This window comes from Bacillus sp. GW823-FHT06B01 (genome assembly GCF_058952315.1).
This window is the reverse complement of sequence record NZ_JBXAHR010000004.1, coordinates 307,084-326,658: the sequence shown is the minus strand read 5'-3', so window position 1 is coordinate 326,658 and position 19,575 is coordinate 307,084. Positions and strand designations below refer to the sequence as shown.

General features: G+C 36.5%; 17 protein-coding genes. 6 read left to right on the top strand and 11 right to left on the bottom strand.

Features of this window, described 5'->3' with window-relative positions:
• Nucleotides 1–28: 28 nt before the first annotated feature.
• The 5 genes from AC1Q8N_RS20120 to AC1Q8N_RS20100 all read right to left on the bottom strand — a co-directional run bounded on the left by AC1Q8N_RS20120 (nucleotide 29) and on the right by AC1Q8N_RS20100 (nucleotide 5,095).
• Nucleotides 29–733 carry a ComFC family protein gene (locus tag AC1Q8N_RS20120; RefSeq protein ID WP_098078584.1) on the bottom strand — a complete coding sequence of 235 codons (705 nt, stop codon included), beginning with the start codon at nucleotides 731–733 and terminating at the stop codon, nucleotides 29–31.
• Entirely contained in the window at nucleotides 733–2,082 is a 1,350-nt protein-coding gene (comFA, locus tag AC1Q8N_RS20115) for an ATP-dependent helicase ComFA (RefSeq protein WP_048542525.1), read from the bottom strand. Before comFA ends, AC1Q8N_RS20120 begins: the two co-directional genes overlap by 1 nt.
• Before the next feature lie 127 nt (nucleotides 2,083–2,209).
• Nucleotides 2,210–3,619, bottom strand: a complete 1,410-nt coding sequence (locus AC1Q8N_RS20110) for a C40 family peptidase (protein WP_098047356.1) — start codon at nucleotides 3,617–3,619, stop codon at nucleotides 2,210–2,212.
• A gap of 146 nt (nucleotides 3,620–3,765) precedes the next feature.
• On the bottom strand, nucleotides 3,766–4,080 hold the full coding sequence (locus AC1Q8N_RS20105) for a winged helix-turn-helix transcriptional regulator (protein WP_000400858.1): 315 nt from the start codon (nucleotides 4,078–4,080) through the stop codon (nucleotides 3,766–3,768).
• A 172-nt stretch (nucleotides 4,081–4,252) separates the two neighbouring features.
• Complete coding sequence (locus AC1Q8N_RS20100) at nucleotides 4,253–5,095, bottom strand: DegV family protein (RefSeq protein WP_048542527.1); 843 nt, start codon at nucleotides 5,093–5,095, stop codon at nucleotides 4,253–4,255.
• Between the two features lie 239 nt (nucleotides 5,096–5,334).
• On the opposite strand from AC1Q8N_RS20100, the gene AC1Q8N_RS20095 reads away from it, so the two are divergent.
• Together AC1Q8N_RS20095 and AC1Q8N_RS20090 are read left to right on the top strand one after the other, a co-directional pair.
• Complete coding sequence (locus tag AC1Q8N_RS20095) at nucleotides 5,335–5,970, top strand: YigZ family protein (protein WP_000926678.1); 636 nt, start codon at nucleotides 5,335–5,337, stop codon at nucleotides 5,968–5,970.
• A 74-nt stretch (nucleotides 5,971–6,044) separates the two neighbouring features.
• On the top strand, nucleotides 6,045–7,178 hold the full coding sequence (locus tag AC1Q8N_RS20090; RefSeq protein ID WP_493521352.1) for an LCP family protein: 1,134 nt from the start codon (nucleotides 6,045–6,047) through the stop codon (nucleotides 7,176–7,178).
• 40 nt (nucleotides 7,179–7,218) lie between these two features.
• On the opposite strand, the gene wecB is transcribed toward AC1Q8N_RS20090, so the two are convergent.
• Both wecB and AC1Q8N_RS20080 read right to left on the bottom strand, forming a co-directional pair.
• On the bottom strand, nucleotides 7,219–8,334 hold the full coding sequence (gene wecB / locus AC1Q8N_RS20085; protein ID WP_000140139.1) for a non-hydrolyzing UDP-N-acetylglucosamine 2-epimerase: 1,116 nt from the start codon (nucleotides 8,332–8,334) through the stop codon (nucleotides 7,219–7,221).
• A 75-nt stretch (nucleotides 8,335–8,409) separates the two neighbouring features.
• A complete protein-coding gene (locus AC1Q8N_RS20080; RefSeq protein ID WP_493521351.1) occupies nucleotides 8,410–9,780 on the bottom strand; it encodes a UDP-glucose dehydrogenase family protein in 1,371 nt (456 codons plus the stop codon).
• 585 nt (nucleotides 9,781–10,365) lie between these two features.
• Here AC1Q8N_RS20080 and tagO point away from each other — a divergent pair.
• The 3 genes from tagO (at nucleotide 10,366) to AC1Q8N_RS20065 (ending at nucleotide 15,157) form a co-directional block, all read left to right on the top strand.
• Nucleotides 10,366–11,439, top strand: coding sequence for a UDP-N-acetylglucosamine--undecaprenyl-phosphate N-acetylglucosaminephosphotransferase TagO (tagO, locus tag AC1Q8N_RS20075; protein ID WP_048542533.1), 1,074 nt, complete (start codon nucleotides 10,366–10,368; stop codon nucleotides 11,437–11,439).
• A gap of 200 nt (nucleotides 11,440–11,639) precedes the next feature.
• On the top strand, nucleotides 11,640–12,377 hold the full coding sequence (locus AC1Q8N_RS20070; protein ID WP_098047293.1) for a polysaccharide deacetylase family protein: 738 nt from the start codon (nucleotides 11,640–11,642) through the stop codon (nucleotides 12,375–12,377).
• A 104-nt stretch (nucleotides 12,378–12,481) separates the two neighbouring features.
• Complete coding sequence (locus tag AC1Q8N_RS20065) at nucleotides 12,482–15,157, top strand: sigma-54-dependent transcriptional regulator (protein WP_493521350.1); 2,676 nt, start codon at nucleotides 12,482–12,484, stop codon at nucleotides 15,155–15,157.
• A gap of 139 nt (nucleotides 15,158–15,296) precedes the next feature.
• On the opposite strand, the gene exsM is transcribed toward AC1Q8N_RS20065, so the two are convergent.
• Nucleotides 15,297–15,710: an exosporium regulatory protein ExsM gene (gene exsM / locus AC1Q8N_RS20060; protein ID WP_048542536.1), complete on the bottom strand. Its 414-nt coding sequence runs from the start codon at nucleotides 15,708–15,710 to the stop codon at nucleotides 15,297–15,299.
• 189 nt (nucleotides 15,711–15,899) lie between these two features.
• On the opposite strand from exsM, the gene AC1Q8N_RS20055 reads away from it, so the two are divergent.
• Entirely contained in the window at nucleotides 15,900–17,081 is a 1,182-nt protein-coding gene (locus AC1Q8N_RS20055; protein ID WP_098819714.1) for a chromate transporter, read from the top strand.
• A gap of 39 nt (nucleotides 17,082–17,120) precedes the next feature.
• On the opposite strand, the gene chbG is transcribed toward AC1Q8N_RS20055, so the two are convergent.
• From chbG to AC1Q8N_RS20040, 3 genes are read right to left on the bottom strand one after another with little or no spacing between them, the layout of a single operon-like run.
• Nucleotides 17,121–17,825, bottom strand: coding sequence for a chitin disaccharide deacetylase (chbG, locus tag AC1Q8N_RS20050; protein WP_493521349.1), 705 nt, complete (start codon nucleotides 17,823–17,825; stop codon nucleotides 17,121–17,123).
• Between the two features lie 47 nt (nucleotides 17,826–17,872).
• The gene (gene celF, locus AC1Q8N_RS20045; RefSeq protein WP_048542541.1) at nucleotides 17,873–19,198 is read right to left on the bottom strand and encodes a 6-phospho-beta-glucosidase; all 1,326 of its coding nucleotides are present in this window, start codon (nucleotides 19,196–19,198) and stop codon (nucleotides 17,873–17,875) included.
• A 3-nt stretch (nucleotides 19,199–19,201) separates the two neighbouring features.
• A complete protein-coding gene (locus AC1Q8N_RS20040; protein ID WP_000989050.1) occupies nucleotides 19,202–19,525 on the bottom strand; it encodes a PTS lactose/cellobiose transporter subunit IIA in 324 nt (107 codons plus the stop codon).
• Between the last annotated feature and the right edge of the window lie 50 nt (nucleotides 19,526–19,575).

Here is a 19,575-nt window from a genome sequence, read left to right as displayed (position 1 = left end):
TTTTATTATCCCTTTCGACAGTTACAGATCAACTTCTACAAAGCGTCAAACTAGAAACTTCCCTTGCTCCTCTATCGTATAAAAGACTTCCAATTTGTCTAACTGTAATTCCTGTCGTATATACATCATCAACGAGTAAGATATGTTGATCATGAAACATATCTTCTCCCTGAAAATAAAAAGGATTACTTCCCGAAAGCCTTTCTTTACGTGTCTTCTTACTTTGCTTTTCTGTTTCCCTTCTTCTTAATGAGGGATAAGAAATTTTGACAGGTAAACATGCTGCTAATAACTCTGCCTGATTAAAACCACGTTCATATTCCCGTTCCCTACTAAGCGGAACAGCAATAACACTTGAAACGCTCGTAAAATGCTTTTGAAATAGCTCTCGAAACGATCGATGAAAAATATGAACCAACTCCGCATCCCCCCGAAACTTAAACTGTGTTAATATTTCTTTCATCTCATCATCGTACACGTGCAAAGAACGATTTTTAAAAGGACGATAATTCTCCTCATTTATCCACCTTACGCAATCCATACAAATATCATTTTCTTTATATTCGGAAGGCAAGTCCTCTAAAGGTCGCCCACACTCCATGCAAATCTCTCCTATAATATAGGAAAGTTTCCGCTCACACCCATCACATATATATTTTTTGCGAGACTTTACAAAGAAGGTGTACCAACTAACTGTTTCCAACATATACTCATCGCAAAGTAGACAATGCATTAATCGATTAATCCTTGTTCTTTCGCCTTTTTGTTCATACTTTGAATATGCCTTTTCGCGCGTACCATCGCCTCTGTCTTACCGCAATGAAAATAAACGACCTCGCCATAAGGTTCTTCAAAACTGCGACCTGCTCGGCCGGCAATTTGTACGAGCGCACTTTCTGAAAAGATTTCTTCTTCCGCCCCTAACACTGCAACTTGTAAATTCTTCACAGTTACTCCTCTCTCTAAAATTGTCGTTGTAACTAATAACGGAATTTCTCCCTTTCTGAAAGCTACTACTTTTTCTTTTCTCATCGGATCTTCTGCATGTACACCATCGATTCTAAGATCCAACGTTTTCAATATCAGGCTCAATTCTTCTATATATCGCACATGAGGAACAAATAAAAAAATGGGATACTTTTTGCTTACGTACATTTTTAACCATTGTAGTAACACTCGAGGAATTCTTTTATGGTGGAGACTTTTCTTCCAATTTCCGCACCAGCAAAATAGAGGAACTGGTAACGGATGACGATGGTATCGTCCAGAGACAATGATACCTTTTTGTTTACCACTTCTGAAATTATGTTTCCACTTTTCATCGGGAGTTGCCGTTAAATAAATACGCGCCGCTTTCTCTTTCATCGCTTGTTGCACTGCATACTGTAACATTTGATCTGCATAATACGGGAAGGCATCGATCTCATCTACAACCATGACATGAAACGCTCTATAGTAACGTAACAGTTGATGAGTCGTTGCAACGACTAACGCTGCATCTTTTTCCCGGTCTACACTCCCTCCGTATAAAGCAGCTACATTTATATGTGGAAACACTTCTTGTAATCTCGGTGCTAATTCCAGTACAACATCTGTTCTTGGTGTTGCGATACAAACTCTTTCTCCTTTTTGAAGTGCCTCTTCAATACCGTAAAATAGCATTTCAGTTTTTCCAGCCCCGCACACAGCCCAAATAAAAAAAGAGTCTTTCTTTTTAATAGCTTCTATAACACCTTGCGCCGCCAACTCCTGACCAGTAGACAAGGCCCCCTTCCACTGTAACGAATTTAAACCTTTTTCTCCTTTTCTTTCAGCGATTCCACGAACGAGTACAGCACATTCACTTACCCTCCCCATCGTTATACACTTCCGGCAATACGTACATACTTTACTGCACCTTTTACATAAAAATGACGCAAATAGTCGCTGCTCTATATTTCCGCAGCGCTGACACATATATTTAGAAGCTTTCTTTTTTACACCTTGTACACATACGACCTTCCGCTTCTTTTTCAAATCTTGTAATGTATCCCGTAAATCTGAAGAGAGTTCCTCTAATAGTAACTGTTTCCCTGCTAACATCAGCAACCACCTCCAGCACTACTATAAACCTTTCTCATGATCTCGTAAAAACTCAAAAAAGCCGATAACCTACTTATAAAATAGTAAGCTATCGACTTTATACACGTTTTTTTATTGAATTGTAATCCTATAATCTTCCGTAACCTAAGAAATGTTTTTGGTTATAACTACTGCTTAAGCTAGCGTAAGCAATCCCTTTATCACCAGCATGAATCATTTGGCCATTCCCAACGTAAATACCGATGTGAGATGGACCTGGTTTATAAGTACCTTGGAAGAATACTAAATCTCCAGGTTGTGGGCTACTTACTTTAGAAACTGAATTCCAGTAACCTGCAACGTCTTGACGTCCTACACCATAGATGTAAGAAATAAATCCACTACAGTCAAAACCACCGTTTGATGGAGATGCACTTCCCCAAACATATGGTAAGCCTAAGTAACCTTGTGCTTTACCAATTACGCCACCCGCATTTGGAGTTGGTGCTGGCTCTGGTTTTTTCGTTTCTGGCTTAGGCTCTTCTTTTTTAGGTTCTTCCTTTTTAGACTCTTCTTTTTGAGCTTGTCCACCATTGTTTGCTGGTGTAGTTTGTGCTGCAGGTGCTTGTGCTGTGGGCGCTTGCGCATCTTTAGCAGCTTGTTCTGCTTGTTTTTGAGCAGCAGCTTCTTGTGCCGCTTTCTCTTGTGCTTCTTGTTCAGCAATACGTTGTAATTGCAGTGCTTGTTTTTCAAGATCTTTCAATTGACTTTCCGTACTTGTCATTGAAGTTACAACTGTGTCCATTTTACCGCTTAAATCGTTTACTGCTGTTGCTTTTTTCGCTTTTTCAGCGTCAAGTTCTTTCTTAGCAGTTTCAATTTGAGCTTGTGCTTCTTTTAATTCTTTTTGCTTTGTTTTTACCGTTTCAACATCTTTTTTCACGTTCGCTTGGTCTTCTTGTTGTGTTTTCATGATATCTTCGTCAGACTCAAGAATTTTAGAAACAGAAGTTAAACGATCAACTAAATCTGCAACGTTTTTAGAGTTTACAAGAACTTCTGTTACAACGTTCGTGTTTGGTTGCTCTTGAAGTGCAACTAAACGTTTTCTTAATAACTCTTCACGTTTTGCAATTTTCGTTTGTAGTTCTGCAATATCTTTATTTTTATTTTCGATTAATTGCTCAGTATCCGCAACTTTTTTCGTTGTTTCATCAAGTTTTGAAGCATTCTCTTGAACAGATTTATCCAAACCTTGAATTGTTTTGTTTAAGTCATTCATTTGCTTTTGTAATACATCACGTTCTTGTTGTTGTTTATGTAAAGTGTCATTTTGTGTATTAATTTGTGATTTCACGTCAGAAATTTTATCTTCTGCAAATACATTTGGTGTTAGTCCTGAAAACATTAACCCTGCAACTAATGCGCAAGATGCCATTTTTAGCTTTTTCATTTTATTTTTTACACCGCTTTCTTTTGTCTTTTTCCGTATATAACCTATAAAATTTATACCATAATTCGGGATTTTTTTTGCTAATGTTACGCTATTGTAAAACAAATGTAATATTATATGTAACTCTATCGCAAAATATGCATATTTTTGTATATACGTGTAGAATTTTAAAAGCATTTTATAAGCAAAGAAAAAACGCAAGGTTTCCCTTACGTTTTGTTAAATACACTAATACGAATGAAATCAAAACGTTATTTCATCCATTTCTCAGCCCAATTTTGGACTTCATCCATAACACTTTCTAATGCTTTCCCTTTTTCAGTTAAGCCGTACTCGATTCGAACTGGTACTTCTGGATAAACATTACGAACTACAATGCCTTCACTTTCCAATTCCTTTAAACGCTCTGATAACATACGATCGCTCATATTCGGTATAATATCTGCGATTTCTCTAAAACGTTTTGACTCTTCAAGCAAAGATTTAATAATTAAGCCAGTCCATTTTTTACTAAGCAAAGTAAAAGCTGACTCAAACTTTGGACATAAACAAGAATTATGCTCCATATGTTTCACCTCTCTTCTATTATAATATAGTTTCTTGTAAAAAGTAAGTTATAAAACTTTCCTCATTATTTTATTTTACGTACATTTTACCATTTCCAAATATTAACTTGTCAACCACACGTAAAATATCCGTAAAAAAACCCTCTTCAAAAAGAGAGCTTTTTATATCTTATTACTTCGTATACCATCCAAGTCCTAGTGCACCTTCGCCTAAATGCGTACCAATTACAGCACCGAAATAACCTGTGCGGATTGTAACATGGGGATATTTTGCTTCTAATTCTGCCTTCCATTCATTCGCTTCCTCTTCACGTTGTGCATGAATGATAACTGCTTCCATAGGTACACCTTGACTTGCTTGCTCATCAAAAATTTCAACAATTCGTTTTAACGCTTTTTTACGTGTACGAATCTTTTCAAATGGAATAATGATTTTATCTCTAAAATATAAAACTGGCTTCACTTGTAACAAACTACCAATGAAAGCTTGTGCACTATTTAATCGTCCTCCACGTTGTAAATGATGTAAATCATCCACTACAAAATAAGCGTCCATCGTTTCCTTCATTTCATCAAAACGGGCAACGATCTCTTTCGGATCTTTTCCTTCACTTGCTAATTTTGCCCCTTCACGTACATAGAATCCTTGTACTTCACAACTAATTTCAGAGTCGTACGTATATACATCAATACCCTCTACCATTTGCCCGGCTGTCGTTGCCGTTTGATATGTACCACTAATCCCACTTGAAAGATGAATGCTAATAACCGCATCATAATCCTTAGATAGTTCTTCAAATAACTCAACAAACTTTCCGATTGCTGGCTGAGAAGTTTTCGGAAGTTCTTCTTGCTCACGTACTTTTACATAGAAATCATCTACTGAAATTTCAGCTTCTTCTTGATAAGATTCCGTTCCAAACACAACGTTTAATGGAATCATATATATATTGAGTTCATCACGAATATGCTTCGGTATATATGCTGTACTATCAGTAACAATAGCTGTTTTCATTTGCGTACCTGCCTTATAAAAAAGTTTTTATTCCCTAAGTTTACACGAAAACTAAAAATGGTGCATCCATACATAAAAATGCCGATTTGAAATAATACTTACCATCTCGACAAATTACAACAAAAAGTTGAAATACTCACCAAAAATTTCAACTTATTTATAAAAAATGTTTGAATATAAAAACGCTCGCTTTTAAAATGTAAAGTACTAGTCATTTTGGTAGATAGGGGCGTATACGAGTGTTATTACAATATTTAACAATCAAAGACTACGGTGAGCACGAAATTGTCATTCAAAAATCAAGATTTATTTGTTATGTTAGCAGAGCTACAACCGAAGCAGAAGCTCAAGAATTTATACAAAAAATAAAAAAACAAAATTGGAATGCCACACATAATTGTTCTGCGTATTTGATTGGCGAACAAGATCAAATCCAAAAAGCAAATGATGATGGAGAACCTAGCGGTACAGCTGGCGTACCTATGTTAGAGGTACTAAAAAAACGCGGTTTAAAAGATACCGTCGTTGTCGTTACACGTTATTTTGGTGGCATCAAACTTGGCGCAGGTGGATTAATTCGCGCATATGGAAAATGTACAAGCGAAGGCATTAATCATGTCGGTGTTGTTCAGCGAAAACTAATGCGTGTTATGCAGACCGAAATTGATTACACATTACTTGGCAAAATTGAAAATGAATTACGTAATTCGAAATATGCCATTAAAGATATACATTATCTCGAAAATGTCACATTTGATACGTATGTAGAAGAAGACGGAAAACAAGCATTCACAGATTGGATGATTGAGTTAACAAATGGGAAATGTACAATTACAGAAGGAGATATGTTGTACTTAGAACAAGATGTTATCTAAGAATAACTACATCCTCAACTTTAAAGATTAATGTAGTGAATTACTTTCCTACAAATGAACTAAGGAGATTATATATGGAAGAACGTTATTATCATCTCCAAAATAGCAGAATAAAAAAGAAACGAAGAAGAAAGTTTTTCTACTTCCTTATTTTCGTATTTTTATTTGGTGGTGTAGGACTTTATATATTAAATTCCTACTCTTCTCTCATGGGGATGTATAGTGGTTTTACTCGTCAAAAATCGGACTTGAGAACCGAAGATGTAGAAATTACAAAGGAGCCTTTTACACTCCTCATTATGGGTATAGAAGATTATGCAACGGACGGTCAAAACGGTCGTACAGATTCATTAATGTTTGCGACCGTCAATCCTAAAAATAAAAAGATTTCGCTTATGAGTATCCCTCGTGATAGTCGCGTTCCAATTGTTGGTAAGAACAAAGAAGACAAAATTAACGCTGCGCACGCTTACGGCGGAGAAGAAATGGCAATCAAAACTATCGAAGGTTTTCTAAAAGTTCCTGTAGACCATTATATTAAAATTGATTTCCAAGGCTTTAAAGGAATTGTTGATGCTGTTGGCGGTGTTACTGTTGATGTCCCCTTCGATTTTTGGGAGCGTTCAGACGTGGATTACTACAAAAAAATCGAATTTAAGCAAGGACAACAAGACTTAAATGGGGAAGAAGCACTCGCATACGTACGTATGCGAAAGCAGGATCCAAACGGCGATTATGGTCGGGCCGCTAGACAAAGACAATTACTAGCCGCTGTTGCTCAAAAACTAAATTCAGCCTCTACCGTATTTAAAATTAAAGATTTAACAGCAGTCGTTGGAAAATATATAAAAACTGACATTCCTATTTCAGACGGACTGGCTCTTTACAATAAACTATCTGGATTTGATCCTTCTACAATGCAAACGTTCAAACTTGAAGGAGAAGACAAAAAAATAGGTGGTATTTATTACTTCCTTCCAGATCCAATCGGTGTAGAGACAGTACGTAACGAAATTAAAAAAGAATTAGGAGAAACAGCAAACACTCAAGAAAATCCAACTACAAAAACCGAATCAAACCATTCTTCAAATTCTAACTCTGACGAAAAGGCAAAGAAAGAAACGAATCAGAATCAGAAAAAAACACCAACTGAACCACCTCCTTCTACGAATGCTCATGCAGAGTGGATTATGAGAAATCAGCAATAACAAAAAGAGCCAAATCGCATATGATTTGGCTCTTTTTTATTTACTTATTAAAGTGTTGTAAAATTGCTTCTACAATGCGCTCTGATGCACGGCCATCACCGTAAGGATTAGATGCTTTTGACATCTTATCATGAGCTTCTTTATCTGATAACAACTCATCAGCAAGACCAAAGATTGTCTCTTCGTCTGTTCCTGCTAATTTCAATGTACCTGCTTCAATACCTTCTGGGCGCTCTGTTGTATCACGAAGAACAAGAACCGGTACACCAAGTGACGGCGCTTCCTCTTGTACACCACCAGAATCAGTTAACATTAAATATGAACGAGCTGCAACATTGTGGAAATCAATTACATCTAGCGGCTCAATTAAATGAATGCGGCTATGATCGCCTAAAATATCATTCGCTGTCTCACGAACAACTGGGTTCATATGAACCGGATACACAACTTGTACGTCTTCATGCTTATCAACAAGACGTTTAATTGCACGGAACATATTACGCATTGGCTCTCCTAAGTTTTCACGGCGGTGAGCTGTCATAAGTACAAGACGATCGTTTCCAAGTTTCTCTAGTACAGGATGACTATATGTTTCTTTTACAGTCGTTTTTAGTGCGTCAATCGCTGTATTCCCTGTTATGAAAATGCGTGACTCATCTTTATTTTCTTTCTGTAAGTTCGTTGCTGATTTTGTTGTAGGTGAGAAATGAAGATCTGCCATGACGCCTGTTAATTGGCGATTCATCTCTTCTGGGTATGGAGAATATTTATCCCATGTACGAAGTCCTGCTTCAACATGCCCTACTGGAATTTGATTGTAGAAAGCAGCTAAACTTGCAATAAATGTTGTCGTTGTATCACCATGTACAAGTACAATATCCGGCTTTGCTTCTTTCATTACTTTATCCAAACCTTCTAAACCACGCGTTGTAATATCAATTAAAGTTTGGCGGTCTTTCATAATATTCAAATCGAAATCTGGCGTAATTCCAAAGATACTTAATACTTGGTCTAACATTTGACGATGTTGCGCTGTTACAGTCACAATCGACTCAATTTTTTCTGGATGTTTTTGCAACTCTAACACAAGAGGTGCCATTTTAATTGCTTCTGGACGTGTCCCGAAAATTGTCATTACTTTTAAACGTTCAGTCATTTTATTACCTCTTTTCTTTCACTAGTTACAATTTCCCACCTTACATATATCACCATACCTAGATACACGCATTTTTTAACTAATAAAAAAAGTATTACTATTACGGATGCTTTTTCGCCCGATCGAGTAATAATCTAATCCCTGCTTCTTGGCATCCTCATTAGTATAGCAATTTCTCCCATCAAATAGAATGGGCTCCTTCATAAGCTTTACATAATTCTCTAACGGATAAGTTCGTATTGATTCCCATTCTGTTAAAATAAAAACAGCATCAGCTTCTCTAATCGCTTCATCTATGCATCCGGTGTAGCGTATAGTCTCTCCAAACACACCTTTTACATTTTGAATAGCCTGCGGGTCATATAGAATCACATCTGCATCCATATTAATTAATTCTTCTATTATAACAAGGGACGGTGCTTCTCTTATATCGTCAGTATTCGGTTTAAACGCTGCGCCAAGAACTGCAATCTGCTTTTTATTCATATCTATTATTTTCTTTGCTTTTTCAACCAGTAACAACTGTTGTTTATTATTCACTTCAATAACCGCTTTCAACAAACGAAAATCATGAGAAACATTCCCTGCAATTTGCACAAGGGCTTTCGTATCTTTCGGAAAACACGAACCCCCATAACCAATGCCCGCATTTAAAAAAGACGCTCCAATTCTCTTATCCATTCCCATCCCTATAGCTACATCTAATATATCTGCATCTACCTGCTCACATATATTAGAAATTTCATTTATAAAACTAATTTTCGTAGCTAAAAAAGCATTAGATGCATATTTAATCATCTCTGCACTTTTTATATTTGTAACATACGTTTTTAAGCGTAATTCACTATACAAATTCTCCACTTTTCGTGCCGCTTCCTCATTATCTGCTCCAATTACAATACGATCTCCCTGAAAAAAATCGTAAATCCCTGAACCTTCCCGTAAAAATTCCGGATTCGATACGATATGTAATTCATATCTATTTTGTAATTTCTCCTCAATCCATCCCCTCATAACATCATTTGTACCTACAGGAACCGTACTTTTCGTAACGACAATAATGTCATTCGTCGTATATGTTCCAATATCGTCACAAGCACTTCGAATATATGTTAAATCCGCTGTCCCATCTAATAAAGATGGCGTTCCAACTGCAATAAATATAAATTCTGCATCGTAAAATGCTTTTACTCTACTTGTTGTAAAAGTTAAACAATCATTCTCACGTGCATCATTTATTAATTCATATAAACCCGCTTCATAAATAGGCAGATCTCCTTGCTTTATCCGTTCAATTTTCTCATCATTTATATCAAAACATGTGACTGAATGGCCTAACATTGCCAATCCTACTCCTGTAATTAATCCAACGTATCCGGTACCTATTATCGTAATTTTCATTTCCTTTTCGCACAGGAATATACAATAGAAAATACACGAATACATAGAATTCTCCCTGTGCTTCCCCCTCTCACATTAAAAATGAGAAAACTCTTTTACTTCTTTATTATATGAATTACTTTTTCCATTCTTTTTTAAGTTTTTGTAAAATTACATGCAAGAATATAAAATAAAACTTTATTCAGTGCGGGGCATTCATCCTCTACTAATTATTAGTTAAACCAATCGAGATTTTACAGGAATTAAGGTTCCCACCTAAATTCTTTGCCTCAACTAAATTTTGAGGTGGAAGCCTTACTGCCCGTTCATGTGAATAAATTCCCACATTTTAACATGGAATTTACTCATTTCTACGTGTAACACTTATAATACTGAAATAAAAATATTCATTATCGAAGAAACAGATAAAATGTCATATTCTAAAGTACAATACGATTAACCTTCTCAAACGATTCAACATTCTTTATACAATTGTCATATATTCTATCTGCTTCCATTTGCCGTACAAAGAAAAAAAGATTGAATTCTAATCTTTTTGTGATACCATATGTTATGAGCCTGTAAATAATCATCGAAATTTTCAGAAAAAACATCTAAAAATTACGTTTAAATATAAAAGGTGGGGTATTAATGGACTCACAAGTGATTTATGCCATTTTGGCATCCTTTATCACTGTACTCGGCGTTACTCCTTTCGTTATTAAATTAGCATTTAAGATAGGAGCAACAGATAAACCAAACGCGCGTAAAGTACACCAAAAAATCATGCCCCGTCTTGGCGGATTAGCAATTTTTATCGGTGTAGCTGTAGGTTTTGTTGTTGGTGGGTTATACGAACAAAGAATGTTATCAATAAGCTTAGGCGCTATCATCATCATTATCATTGGGATTTTAGATGATATGTATGAATTATCAGCAAAAGTAAAATTTGGTGGCCAGCTATTAGTTGCTATATTAATTGTAAAAAGTGGATTATTAGTACAGGTACTATATATACCAATTATCGGGGATACTGAACTTGGATGGCTCGCATATCCAATTACAGTTTTTTGGATTGTAGGCATTACAAATGCCATCAACTTAATTGATGGTTTAGATGGATTATCCGCTGGAATTTCATCAATCGTTCTAGCAACATTGGCTTACATGGCCCTCACCAGCCCTATGGGTACTGGTGCAGTTATTATCTTGCCATTAGCACTTATCGCACTTGCAAGTACGCTTGGATTTTTATTCTATAATTTCCATCCAGCAAAGATTTTCATGGGAGATACCGGCGCCCTATTTTTAGGTTATTGTATTTCCATCCTATCTTTATTGGGATTATACAAAAGTGTAACGCTATTTAGTTTCCTTGTTCCAATTATCATTTTAGGTGTACCTATATTTGATACAACTTTTGCGATTATTCGTCGTATTGTAAATAAAAAACCAATTTCAGCACCAGATAAATCTCATTTACATCACCGTCTCCTAGCAATGGGATTCTCTCATCGTACGACGGTGCTCATCATTTATGCATTTGGTATTTTTTTTAGTGTAAATGCTATTTTTTTCACTAAAGCGACGCTATGGATATCAATGATTCTTCTGTTTGCTTTAATTTTCATTACTGAAATAGTCGCTGAAGTAATCGGTCTTGTACACGACCGTTACAAACCAATTATTTCCTTCTATAAAAAGGTTAAAAAAAGAGAAGACTAATTGTAGTATAGACTTTACAATTATGAAATATTCAAATAGCATCCTCTTTCTTATAAGAGGATGCTATTTTTTATTCATCATTTTATATTTCCAAAATATAGATTGTTTGAGAGCTCCACTATTGGAGAAAGATATACATAATAAGAAAAGGATTATATTTTCTTTTTTACATCTTGATTGTCAAACTGAGGGTGAATGTTATGATCAAGCGAGTATTTCAATACGTTATTTTATTTTTAACAATTACTATGTACGTGTCATCTCATGCAGGAGCAACTACAATGCCCCCTGCTGAACATCATCCAAATACTGAAACTACCTCTCCTATCCAAAAAATCGCGTACTTAACATTTGATGACGGACCAAACAAATATACTACGCAAATTTTAAACATCTTAAAGGAAAAGAACGGAAAAGCAACTTTCTTTGTTATTGGCGGAAAAGTACCACATTATAAAAAAACAATGCAACGATTAATTAAAGAGGGGCATTATATCGGACTTCACAGTATGTCACACGATGTAAAACGCCTTTACACTGGTGATCCATCCGCTTTAATTACAGAAATGGAACAAACACAAAATATTGTTCAGCAAGTTACAAAATTAAATACACATCTCGTTCGTGTCCCGTATGGTAGCATGCCTTACTTAAAAAAGAATTACCGTGATGCACTTGTATCCGCCCAGTATAAAATGTGGGATTGGACAATCGATACATATGACTGGAAAAGCTATGACAATCCTTCTGCCATACTAGAAAGAGTACGTAATCAGAGTGATGAACAAGTCGAAGTGATTTTAATGCATGATTCGAGTGTAACCGTACAAATACTGCCTAAAGTAATTGATTACTTACAGTCACAAGGATACAAACTTCTTCCCTATAATCCATCTTCTCATCTCGAAGTGAACTTTTGGAAAGACACAAGATTGTAACAGCTTTAGTGCCTATATGCTAAAGCTGTTTTATTTTTCTCTTCCCACCCTTCCCATTTTTGTGTAAAATTTTAAATAGTGATGAAGTTTCGAGGTGAATAGAAATGAAACGAATAGATCTCATTTTTAACGCAATACAAGAAGGCAATTATATAGAAGGTGTAACCGCATCAGAACTCGCTACCCTGTTGCAACTAGATCGTGCCAATGTAAGTAGCGACTTAAACAAACTTGTAAAAGATAAACGTTTATTAAAAACAAATACGCGTCCTGTTCGTTTTTATATAGAAACGAACGCTTCGTTGGAAACGCATTCAAAGGAAATGACTTCATTAGATACATTTGCAATTGAAAATACAAGCCTTAAAATCCCAATCGAAAAAGCGAAAGCTTCTATTCTCTATCCTCCAAACGGTATGCATACTTTACTGCTAGGAGAAACAGGGGTCGGAAAATCTATGTTCGCTTCTTTAATGCACGAATATGCAATTGAAGTTGAACAGCTTCCTAAAAATGCACCATTTATCGTCTTTAACTGTGCCGATTACGCAAATAATCCACAGCTACTACTGGGGCAGTTATTTGGGATTAAAAAAGGAGCTTATACAGGGGCAAGTGATCAAAAAGGGTTAATTGAAAAAGCACATGAAGGGATCCTTTTCTTAGATGAAGTACATCGCCTTCCTCCAGAGGGACAAGAAATGCTTTTCACCTTTATTGACCGCGGGGTATACCGCCGCCTTGGAGAAACAGAAAACGAGCGTAAAGCACAAGTATTAATCATTACTGCAACAACAGAAGAACCAAATTCATTTTTATTAAAAACATTTACAAGACGTATACCAATGACTGTTACGCTGCCACCACTTCGTGAGCGTACACATAAAGAACGATTTGCTTTACTGCAACTATTTTTCACAAATGAAGCAATCCGTCTGCGAAAAGAAATTCACGTTAGTCCGAATACAATGCGCGCTTTCGTCTTTTACAATTGTCCCAATAACATCGGGCAATTAAAAACGGATGTACAAATTGCCTGTGCGAAAGCCTATTCTGACCTTGTGACAAAGAAACGTGACTCTGTCTATGTTTCAAGTACAGATTTACCTTGGTATATGAAAGAAGGGTTATTCATTGAAAGAAAGAGCCGTCATCTATACCAAATACCAAATGAAACATTTATATTTACAGGTGATGAAGGTTGGAGTAATCATAAAATTGAGAATGAAAAACGGTCTTCTATTTACGATTATATTGATTATAAATACGAAGAACTTCAAGCTCGCGGTATTGAAGAAGACGAATTAGAATTACTAATAGAAAATGATATTCAAAGCTTTTTCGTACAATATTTTAACCAAATTTCTAAAAAAACAAGTCATGAAAATGTTTTTAAAATTGTGGATCGTAATATCGTTTCCGTATGTGAAAGAATTGCGGAACTTGCTGAAAAGCATTTATCTAAGACGTTTGATGAAAAAGTATTTCTCGCTTTAAGCTTACATGTACAGACAACTCTACAACGTTTGCAAGCTGGGAAACAAATTCATCACCCACAATTAAATCAAATTCGTACGAAATATAAAGACGCTTTTTCCGTAGCTATGCAATGCATTCAACTACTGGAGGACGAATTACAAATAACAATGCCTATTGATGAAGCAGGATTTTTAACAATGTTCTTCGTTGTTGATCCAATTCCTGCCTCACAAACAGAAGTAAAAGTATTAATATTAGCGCACGGCAACGGCATCGCAACAGAAATGGCAAACGTCGCAAACGAACTGCTCGGCATTGAGGAAGTAACCGGTATCGATATGCCGTTACATGAATCGCCGAAAGATTTCTTAGAGCGTGTGAAAGTGTATATGAAAACACTCCAAAATGTAAATGGACTTCTCTTACTCGTCGATATGGGCTCACTCGCTTATATTGGTGATATATTAGAAACTGAGTTCAAAATTCCGGTACGTGTTCTTTCCATGACAAGCACTCCACATGCACTAGAAGCAGCTCGAAAAGCTCAACTTGGCTACTCGTTAGATGCATTGTATGAGACAGTGAAGAACTTAACACCGTTTTACTTAAACGTACAAGAAGAAAAGAAAAAGCCACTATCACCAATGAAGTCTGTTATTTTAACAGCTTGTTTAACTGGGGAAGGCAGTGCTTTAGCTATTCAAAAAATGTTAGAGAACTATTTGCGATTTGACAAAGACTTAATTGAAATTATTCCGATTAGTATCGTCCATGAAAAAGATTTAACGAAAATGATTGAGAACATAAAAAAAGAGCGGAATATCATTTGTATCGTCACAAATTTCGATGTGCAGGTGCCATGCTTAACATACCATTTCCAAGACATTGTAAACTACACAGCGATTCAGCCAATTCAAGAATTAATTACGTATGAAGAAACATATGCAAAAATGGCTGATATTCTGGAACAACAAATGCAGCGGAACGACGGAGCATTACTTATTAAAACAATTCGTTACTCATTAAATACAATTCAAGAATTAATTTCCTTACAGCTAACTCCTGACAGCTTAATGGGTGTGATTCTGCATATGAGCTGTATGGTTGACCGTCTTCAAAAAGGAGAAAGCCTCCTCCCTCATCCAGATAAAGAGAAACGAAGACAAGATGAGTACTGGATGTATATGAAAGTGAAAAAAGCATTACAACCAATTGAAAATACATTTGAAATACAAATCCCTGATGATGAAGTGTTTTATATCATGGACTTCTTCATTAAAAATCAGCCTGTAAAAAATTAATCGAAGCAGTGTTTTAAATATATCGACCGTAACGCGAATTATATTAGCGATTTTCACAATATATCGATTTACCGACAATAACCGCTAAAATTTGCACCTTATAGAAAAAAAGGCTGTTCCAAAATGGACAGCCTTTTTTCTACTTCTTTACTTTTCTGATTCTCCCCCTGATTTCGCCCTTCTTATTCGACTTCGTATAAACATTTACATATACATTTGCCTGAATGATTTCTTGAAGTAAGCTATCAAACGCTCTCCCCTGTAAAGGCCCTTCAAAATCCTCCACATTGACTACACCGGTCACGACTCCTTCATTTACACTAATTCCTTGCTTTATTGGGCCAAACAAATTTAAAACCACTGGACCAATTTGATCCGCTTTTCCTAAATGAATTTGGCATGATGTAACTTTTTCGATGTTTTTCAATATGATCCGATATTGTAATTTCTTTAAATCATCACTAAATATAAACTCTGTTACACCATAAGCTTCTGTATTTACAGGAGGTAGTTCCCTCTTCCCTGTTAACCTCGCAAAGAAATGTGTTGTCATACGGGCATTCTCCTTATATAAATTTCCCAGCACTACTTCTACTACTTTATGGTTTATACATAATCATTTATGACTTTTTCAAGTTTTAATTACGAAGAAAAGATTCACACAATCTTTACATTAGAATCGTTCCTTTCGCTTTACTATCTCTTGTATAATGCACTTAGAAAAACATTCTAGGAGGTCATTTTGGAAAATAACAAATACACTTTTCACACATTATTAGAGATTTTTCTCGTCTCATTTAAATTAGGACTTACTTCATTTGGTGGTCCTGTCGCCCATCTTGGCTATTTCCACCACGAATACATACAAAAAAGAAAATGGATGGATGAACGAAGCTATGGAGATTTAGTAGCACTATGCCAATTCCTTCCTGGTCCTGCTAGCAGTCAAGTCGGTATGGGGGTTGGATTATTAAGAGGCGGGGTATTAGGAGCTATTATTTCATGGATTGGATTCACTCTACCGTCTGTGCTTGTTTTAGTTTTCTTCGCCTCGTTCCTTAATCAGTTCGACCTTGGAAGTGCTGGCTGGATTCATGGACTAAAGCTTGTAGCAGTCGCCATTGTTGCTCATGCCATATGGGGAATGGCGCAAAAATTAACGCCAGACCGAAATCGTGCGACGATTGCTATCGTAACTGCCGCAATCGCCTTATTATGGCCAAGTAGCTGGACACAAGTCATTCTCATTATAGTATCTGGCTTTATCGGCTGGTTTTTATATCGCAACCAACCAATTAGTCAATCTCAACATATAAAAGTACCTATTTCAAAAACGATAGCAGTTTCTTGTCTCATCTTATTCTTCGGACTATTACTGTTGCTACCAATATTAAGACCGTTCTCATATTACATCGCTTTATTTGATAGTTTCTATCGCTCTGGCGCACTTGTATTTGGAGGCGGACACGTCGTGCTACCCCTTCTTGAAGGTGAGTTCGTACAAAACGGAATGATGACGAAAGAACAGTTCCTAACTGGATACGGATTAACACAAGCTGTACCAGGTCCACTATTTACATTCGCTTCTTATATAGGAACTGTGTTAAACGGGACGCTTGGGGCAATACTCGCAACAATTGCGATCTTTCTTCCTGCTTTCTTGCTCGTTATTGGTGTTTTACCATTTTGGGACAGTGTGAGAAAAATATCTTACATACAAGGCGCACTACTTGGAATCAATGCAGCTGTTGTCGGTATTTTATTAGCAGCTTTTTATGATCCTATTTGGACGAGCACAATTATGAACGCTATAGATTTTGTTTTTGCATCTCTTCTATTTTGCTTGCTCACTTTTTGGAAAACACCACCTTGGGTTATCGTTATACTCGGAGCCTTTGGCGGATATATTCTATCCATTTTGTAAATAAAAAAACGACGGCATTATGTAGCCGTCGTTTTTCTATTAAAACTTCACAAGTTCTATTCCTTCAGGCAACTCGCTCTCTGTTAAAATACACAATTCTTTCACACGATCCATTACGTAAGAAGAACGCTTCACAAGCTCTGGATCAATATAAGCTGGATGAACCATAATTTCTACCGTTTGTTCATCTTGTACTCTTTCTTTTAACTTCAAAAAGTAATCTTCCGTCACACCATCGGCGTAAAAGTCACTGTAAAACACGTCAGAAAACGGGCGTACTGCTCGCTCTTCCTCACAACGACGAATTGGAACATTATATGTAGCCGCTAATCTCTCAAGAACATCGTGCAAGATCGGTAATCCATGCACGTGATGATGACTATCTAAATGAGTTGGTGTCAATCCGTAAGATAAGAACTTCTCAATTTGAGCAGTCCATTCTCGCTCGACTTCTTCCGGATTTACCTTCCCTTCCCATACGACACTTTGTTTATGAAACACTCCATCCTTACTTACAAGTGATGGTACGTCTCCAAGAAGCGGTTCTCCTGCTGTTAATACGAGATGTACGCCTACTCCGAGTAGGTTATATTTTTTTGCTAAGCGTACCGCATGCTCTGTTCCTGGCATATTCATCATCATCGTCGTTGAATTTACAAGTCCATTTATATGTCCATCAATAATGCCGTAATTTGTACCTTCTGTAAGACCGAAATCATCTGCGTTTACAATTAACTTAATCATCGTAATACCTCCTAATAAAATAAAAAGCGGGCTAAATAGCGCCGCTTTTACTTCTCTACCTTTTTAAAGAACTGTGGAAGATATTCTTTATGTGCTTCCAACATTTCATCTAAAATTTGTTTTGCAACTTTATCTGATGGTACAAGTGGATTAATTGTCATAGCAAGCAGCGCTTTATGATAATCCCCTGTAACAGCAGCTTCAATTGTTGTGCGCTCAAATGATTTAATTTGCTGTACTAAACCGCGAACTGGTACGGGAAGGTCTCCAACTGCAATTGGTTTTGGACCTTCTTTCGTAATAATACAGTTCACTTCAACAGCCGAATCATGTGGTAAGCTTGCAATTGTTCCATTGTTTCGTGTATTAACAGGCTGGATATCACCTTTATTATTGTAAATAGACGTAATTAAGCTACATGCTGCGTCACTATAATAAGCGCCGCCACGTTTTTCTAATTGTGGTGGTTTAATATGTAAGTTCGGGTCTTTATACAACTCGAATAAATCATCTTCTAATTGTTTTACTACTTCTGCACGTGTACCTTTTTCAACTGAAGCTTCTTTCTCTTCTTCTAACATTTCACGTGTTTTGTAGTAATAACGATGGTATGGACATGGAATTGCACGAAGGCCGCGAATAAAGTCTGGCTCCCAGTTAAGCGCTGCAATATTTTCCATCGTAATTTGCTTTTCTGGATCTGTTACAAGCTCCAACACACGATCCATTACACTTACGCCATCCAAGTATACATCTAGTCCGTATACCATATGATTTAAACCTGCAAAATCAACGTGGACACGACTTGCATCTACTTCAAGTAATCTTGCAAGACCCATGCGGATTCCGATTGGAACGTTACATAGACCAACTACTCTTTGAATATTTGTATAACGAAGGACAGCTTCTGTTACCATACCAGCTGGGTTCGCGAAGTTAATTAACCATGCATTTGGACAAAGCTCCTCCATATCCTTACAAATATCTAAAATAACAGGAATCGTTCTCAGCGCTTTGAATAAACCACCAGGACCATTCGTTTCCTGACCGATTACATCATACTTTAACGGGATTGCTTCATCTTTTGCACGAGCTTCTAATAAACCTACGCGAAGCTGCGTTGTTACAAAGTCAGCACCTTTTAATGCTTCACGACGATCCAGTGTTAAATGTACCTCGATTGGTAAACCAGATTTTTTCACCATACGTTTCGCTAAGTTACCAACGATTTCTAACTTTTCTTTTCCTGCCTCAATATCTACTAACCAAATTTCACGAACAGGAAGCTCATCATAACGCTTAATAAATCCTTCAATTAACTCTGGTGTATAACTAGATCCACCGCCGATTGTAGCAATTTTAATTCCAGTCATGCTTTATTCCCCTTTCGCTTCTAATTTTTTATAAAGGTCAATAAATTCTGCTGCTAATTCTTTTACTGTAATCGCATTCATTAAATGATCTTGTGCGTGTATTAAAAGAACGCTAATCTCTGTTTTTTCTCCTCTTGCTTCTGATTGTATGAGCTCTGTTTGGAAATGATGCGCTTCATTGATCGCTTCTTTCGCCTTTACCATCGCTTCATCAGCCTCTGCCATTTTCCCCTGTTTGGCAAATTGAAGTGCCTCCATTGCAAAGCTTCGTGCATTACCACTATTTAAAATTAATTGGAATGGAATTTGTTCTGCTGTAGTCATCATAATTACCGCCCTCTCTATAAGGTTCAACCGATTTAAATACCCCTTCAGTT

Bases quoted from the DNA above. Each gene is read 5' to 3' on its own strand.
- AC1Q8N_RS20120 (WP_098078584.1), bottom strand. From the start codon at position 733: ATGCATTGTCTACTTTGCGATGAGTATATGTTGGAAACAGTTAGTTGG.
- comFA (WP_048542525.1), bottom strand. From the start codon at position 2,082: ATGTTAGCAGGGAAACAGTTACTATTAGAGGAACTCTCTTCAGATTTA.
- AC1Q8N_RS20105 (WP_000400858.1), bottom strand. From the start codon at position 4,080: ATGGAGCATAATTCTTGTTTATGTCCAAAGTTTGAGTCAGCTTTTACT.
- AC1Q8N_RS20100 (WP_048542527.1), bottom strand. From the start codon at position 5,095: ATGAAAACAGCTATTGTTACTGATAGTACAGCATATATACCGAAGCAT.
- AC1Q8N_RS20090 (WP_493521352.1), top strand. From the start codon at position 6,045: ATGGAAGAACGTTATTATCATCTCCAAAATAGCAGAATAAAAAAGAAA.
- wecB (WP_000140139.1), bottom strand. From the start codon at position 8,334: ATGACTGAACGTTTAAAAGTAATGACAATTTTCGGGACACGTCCAGAA.
- AC1Q8N_RS20080 (WP_493521351.1), bottom strand. From the start codon at position 9,780: ATGTATTCGTGTATTTTCTATTGTATATTCCTGTGCGAAAAGGAAATG.
- tagO (WP_048542533.1), top strand. From the start codon at position 10,366: ATGGACTCACAAGTGATTTATGCCATTTTGGCATCCTTTATCACTGTA.
- AC1Q8N_RS20070 (WP_098047293.1), top strand. From the start codon at position 11,640: ATGATCAAGCGAGTATTTCAATACGTTATTTTATTTTTAACAATTACT.
- AC1Q8N_RS20065 (WP_493521350.1), top strand. From the start codon at position 12,482: ATGAAACGAATAGATCTCATTTTTAACGCAATACAAGAAGGCAATTAT.
- exsM (WP_048542536.1), bottom strand. From the start codon at position 15,710: ATGACAACACATTTCTTTGCGAGGTTAACAGGGAAGAGGGAACTACCT.
- chbG (WP_493521349.1), bottom strand. From the start codon at position 17,825: ATGATTAAGTTAATTGTAAACGCAGATGATTTCGGTCTTACAGAAGGT.
- celF (WP_048542541.1), bottom strand. From the start codon at position 19,198: ATGACTGGAATTAAAATTGCTACAATCGGCGGTGGATCTAGTTATACA.
- AC1Q8N_RS20040 (WP_000989050.1), bottom strand. From the start codon at position 19,525: ATGATGACTACAGCAGAACAAATTCCATTCCAATTAATTTTAAATAGT.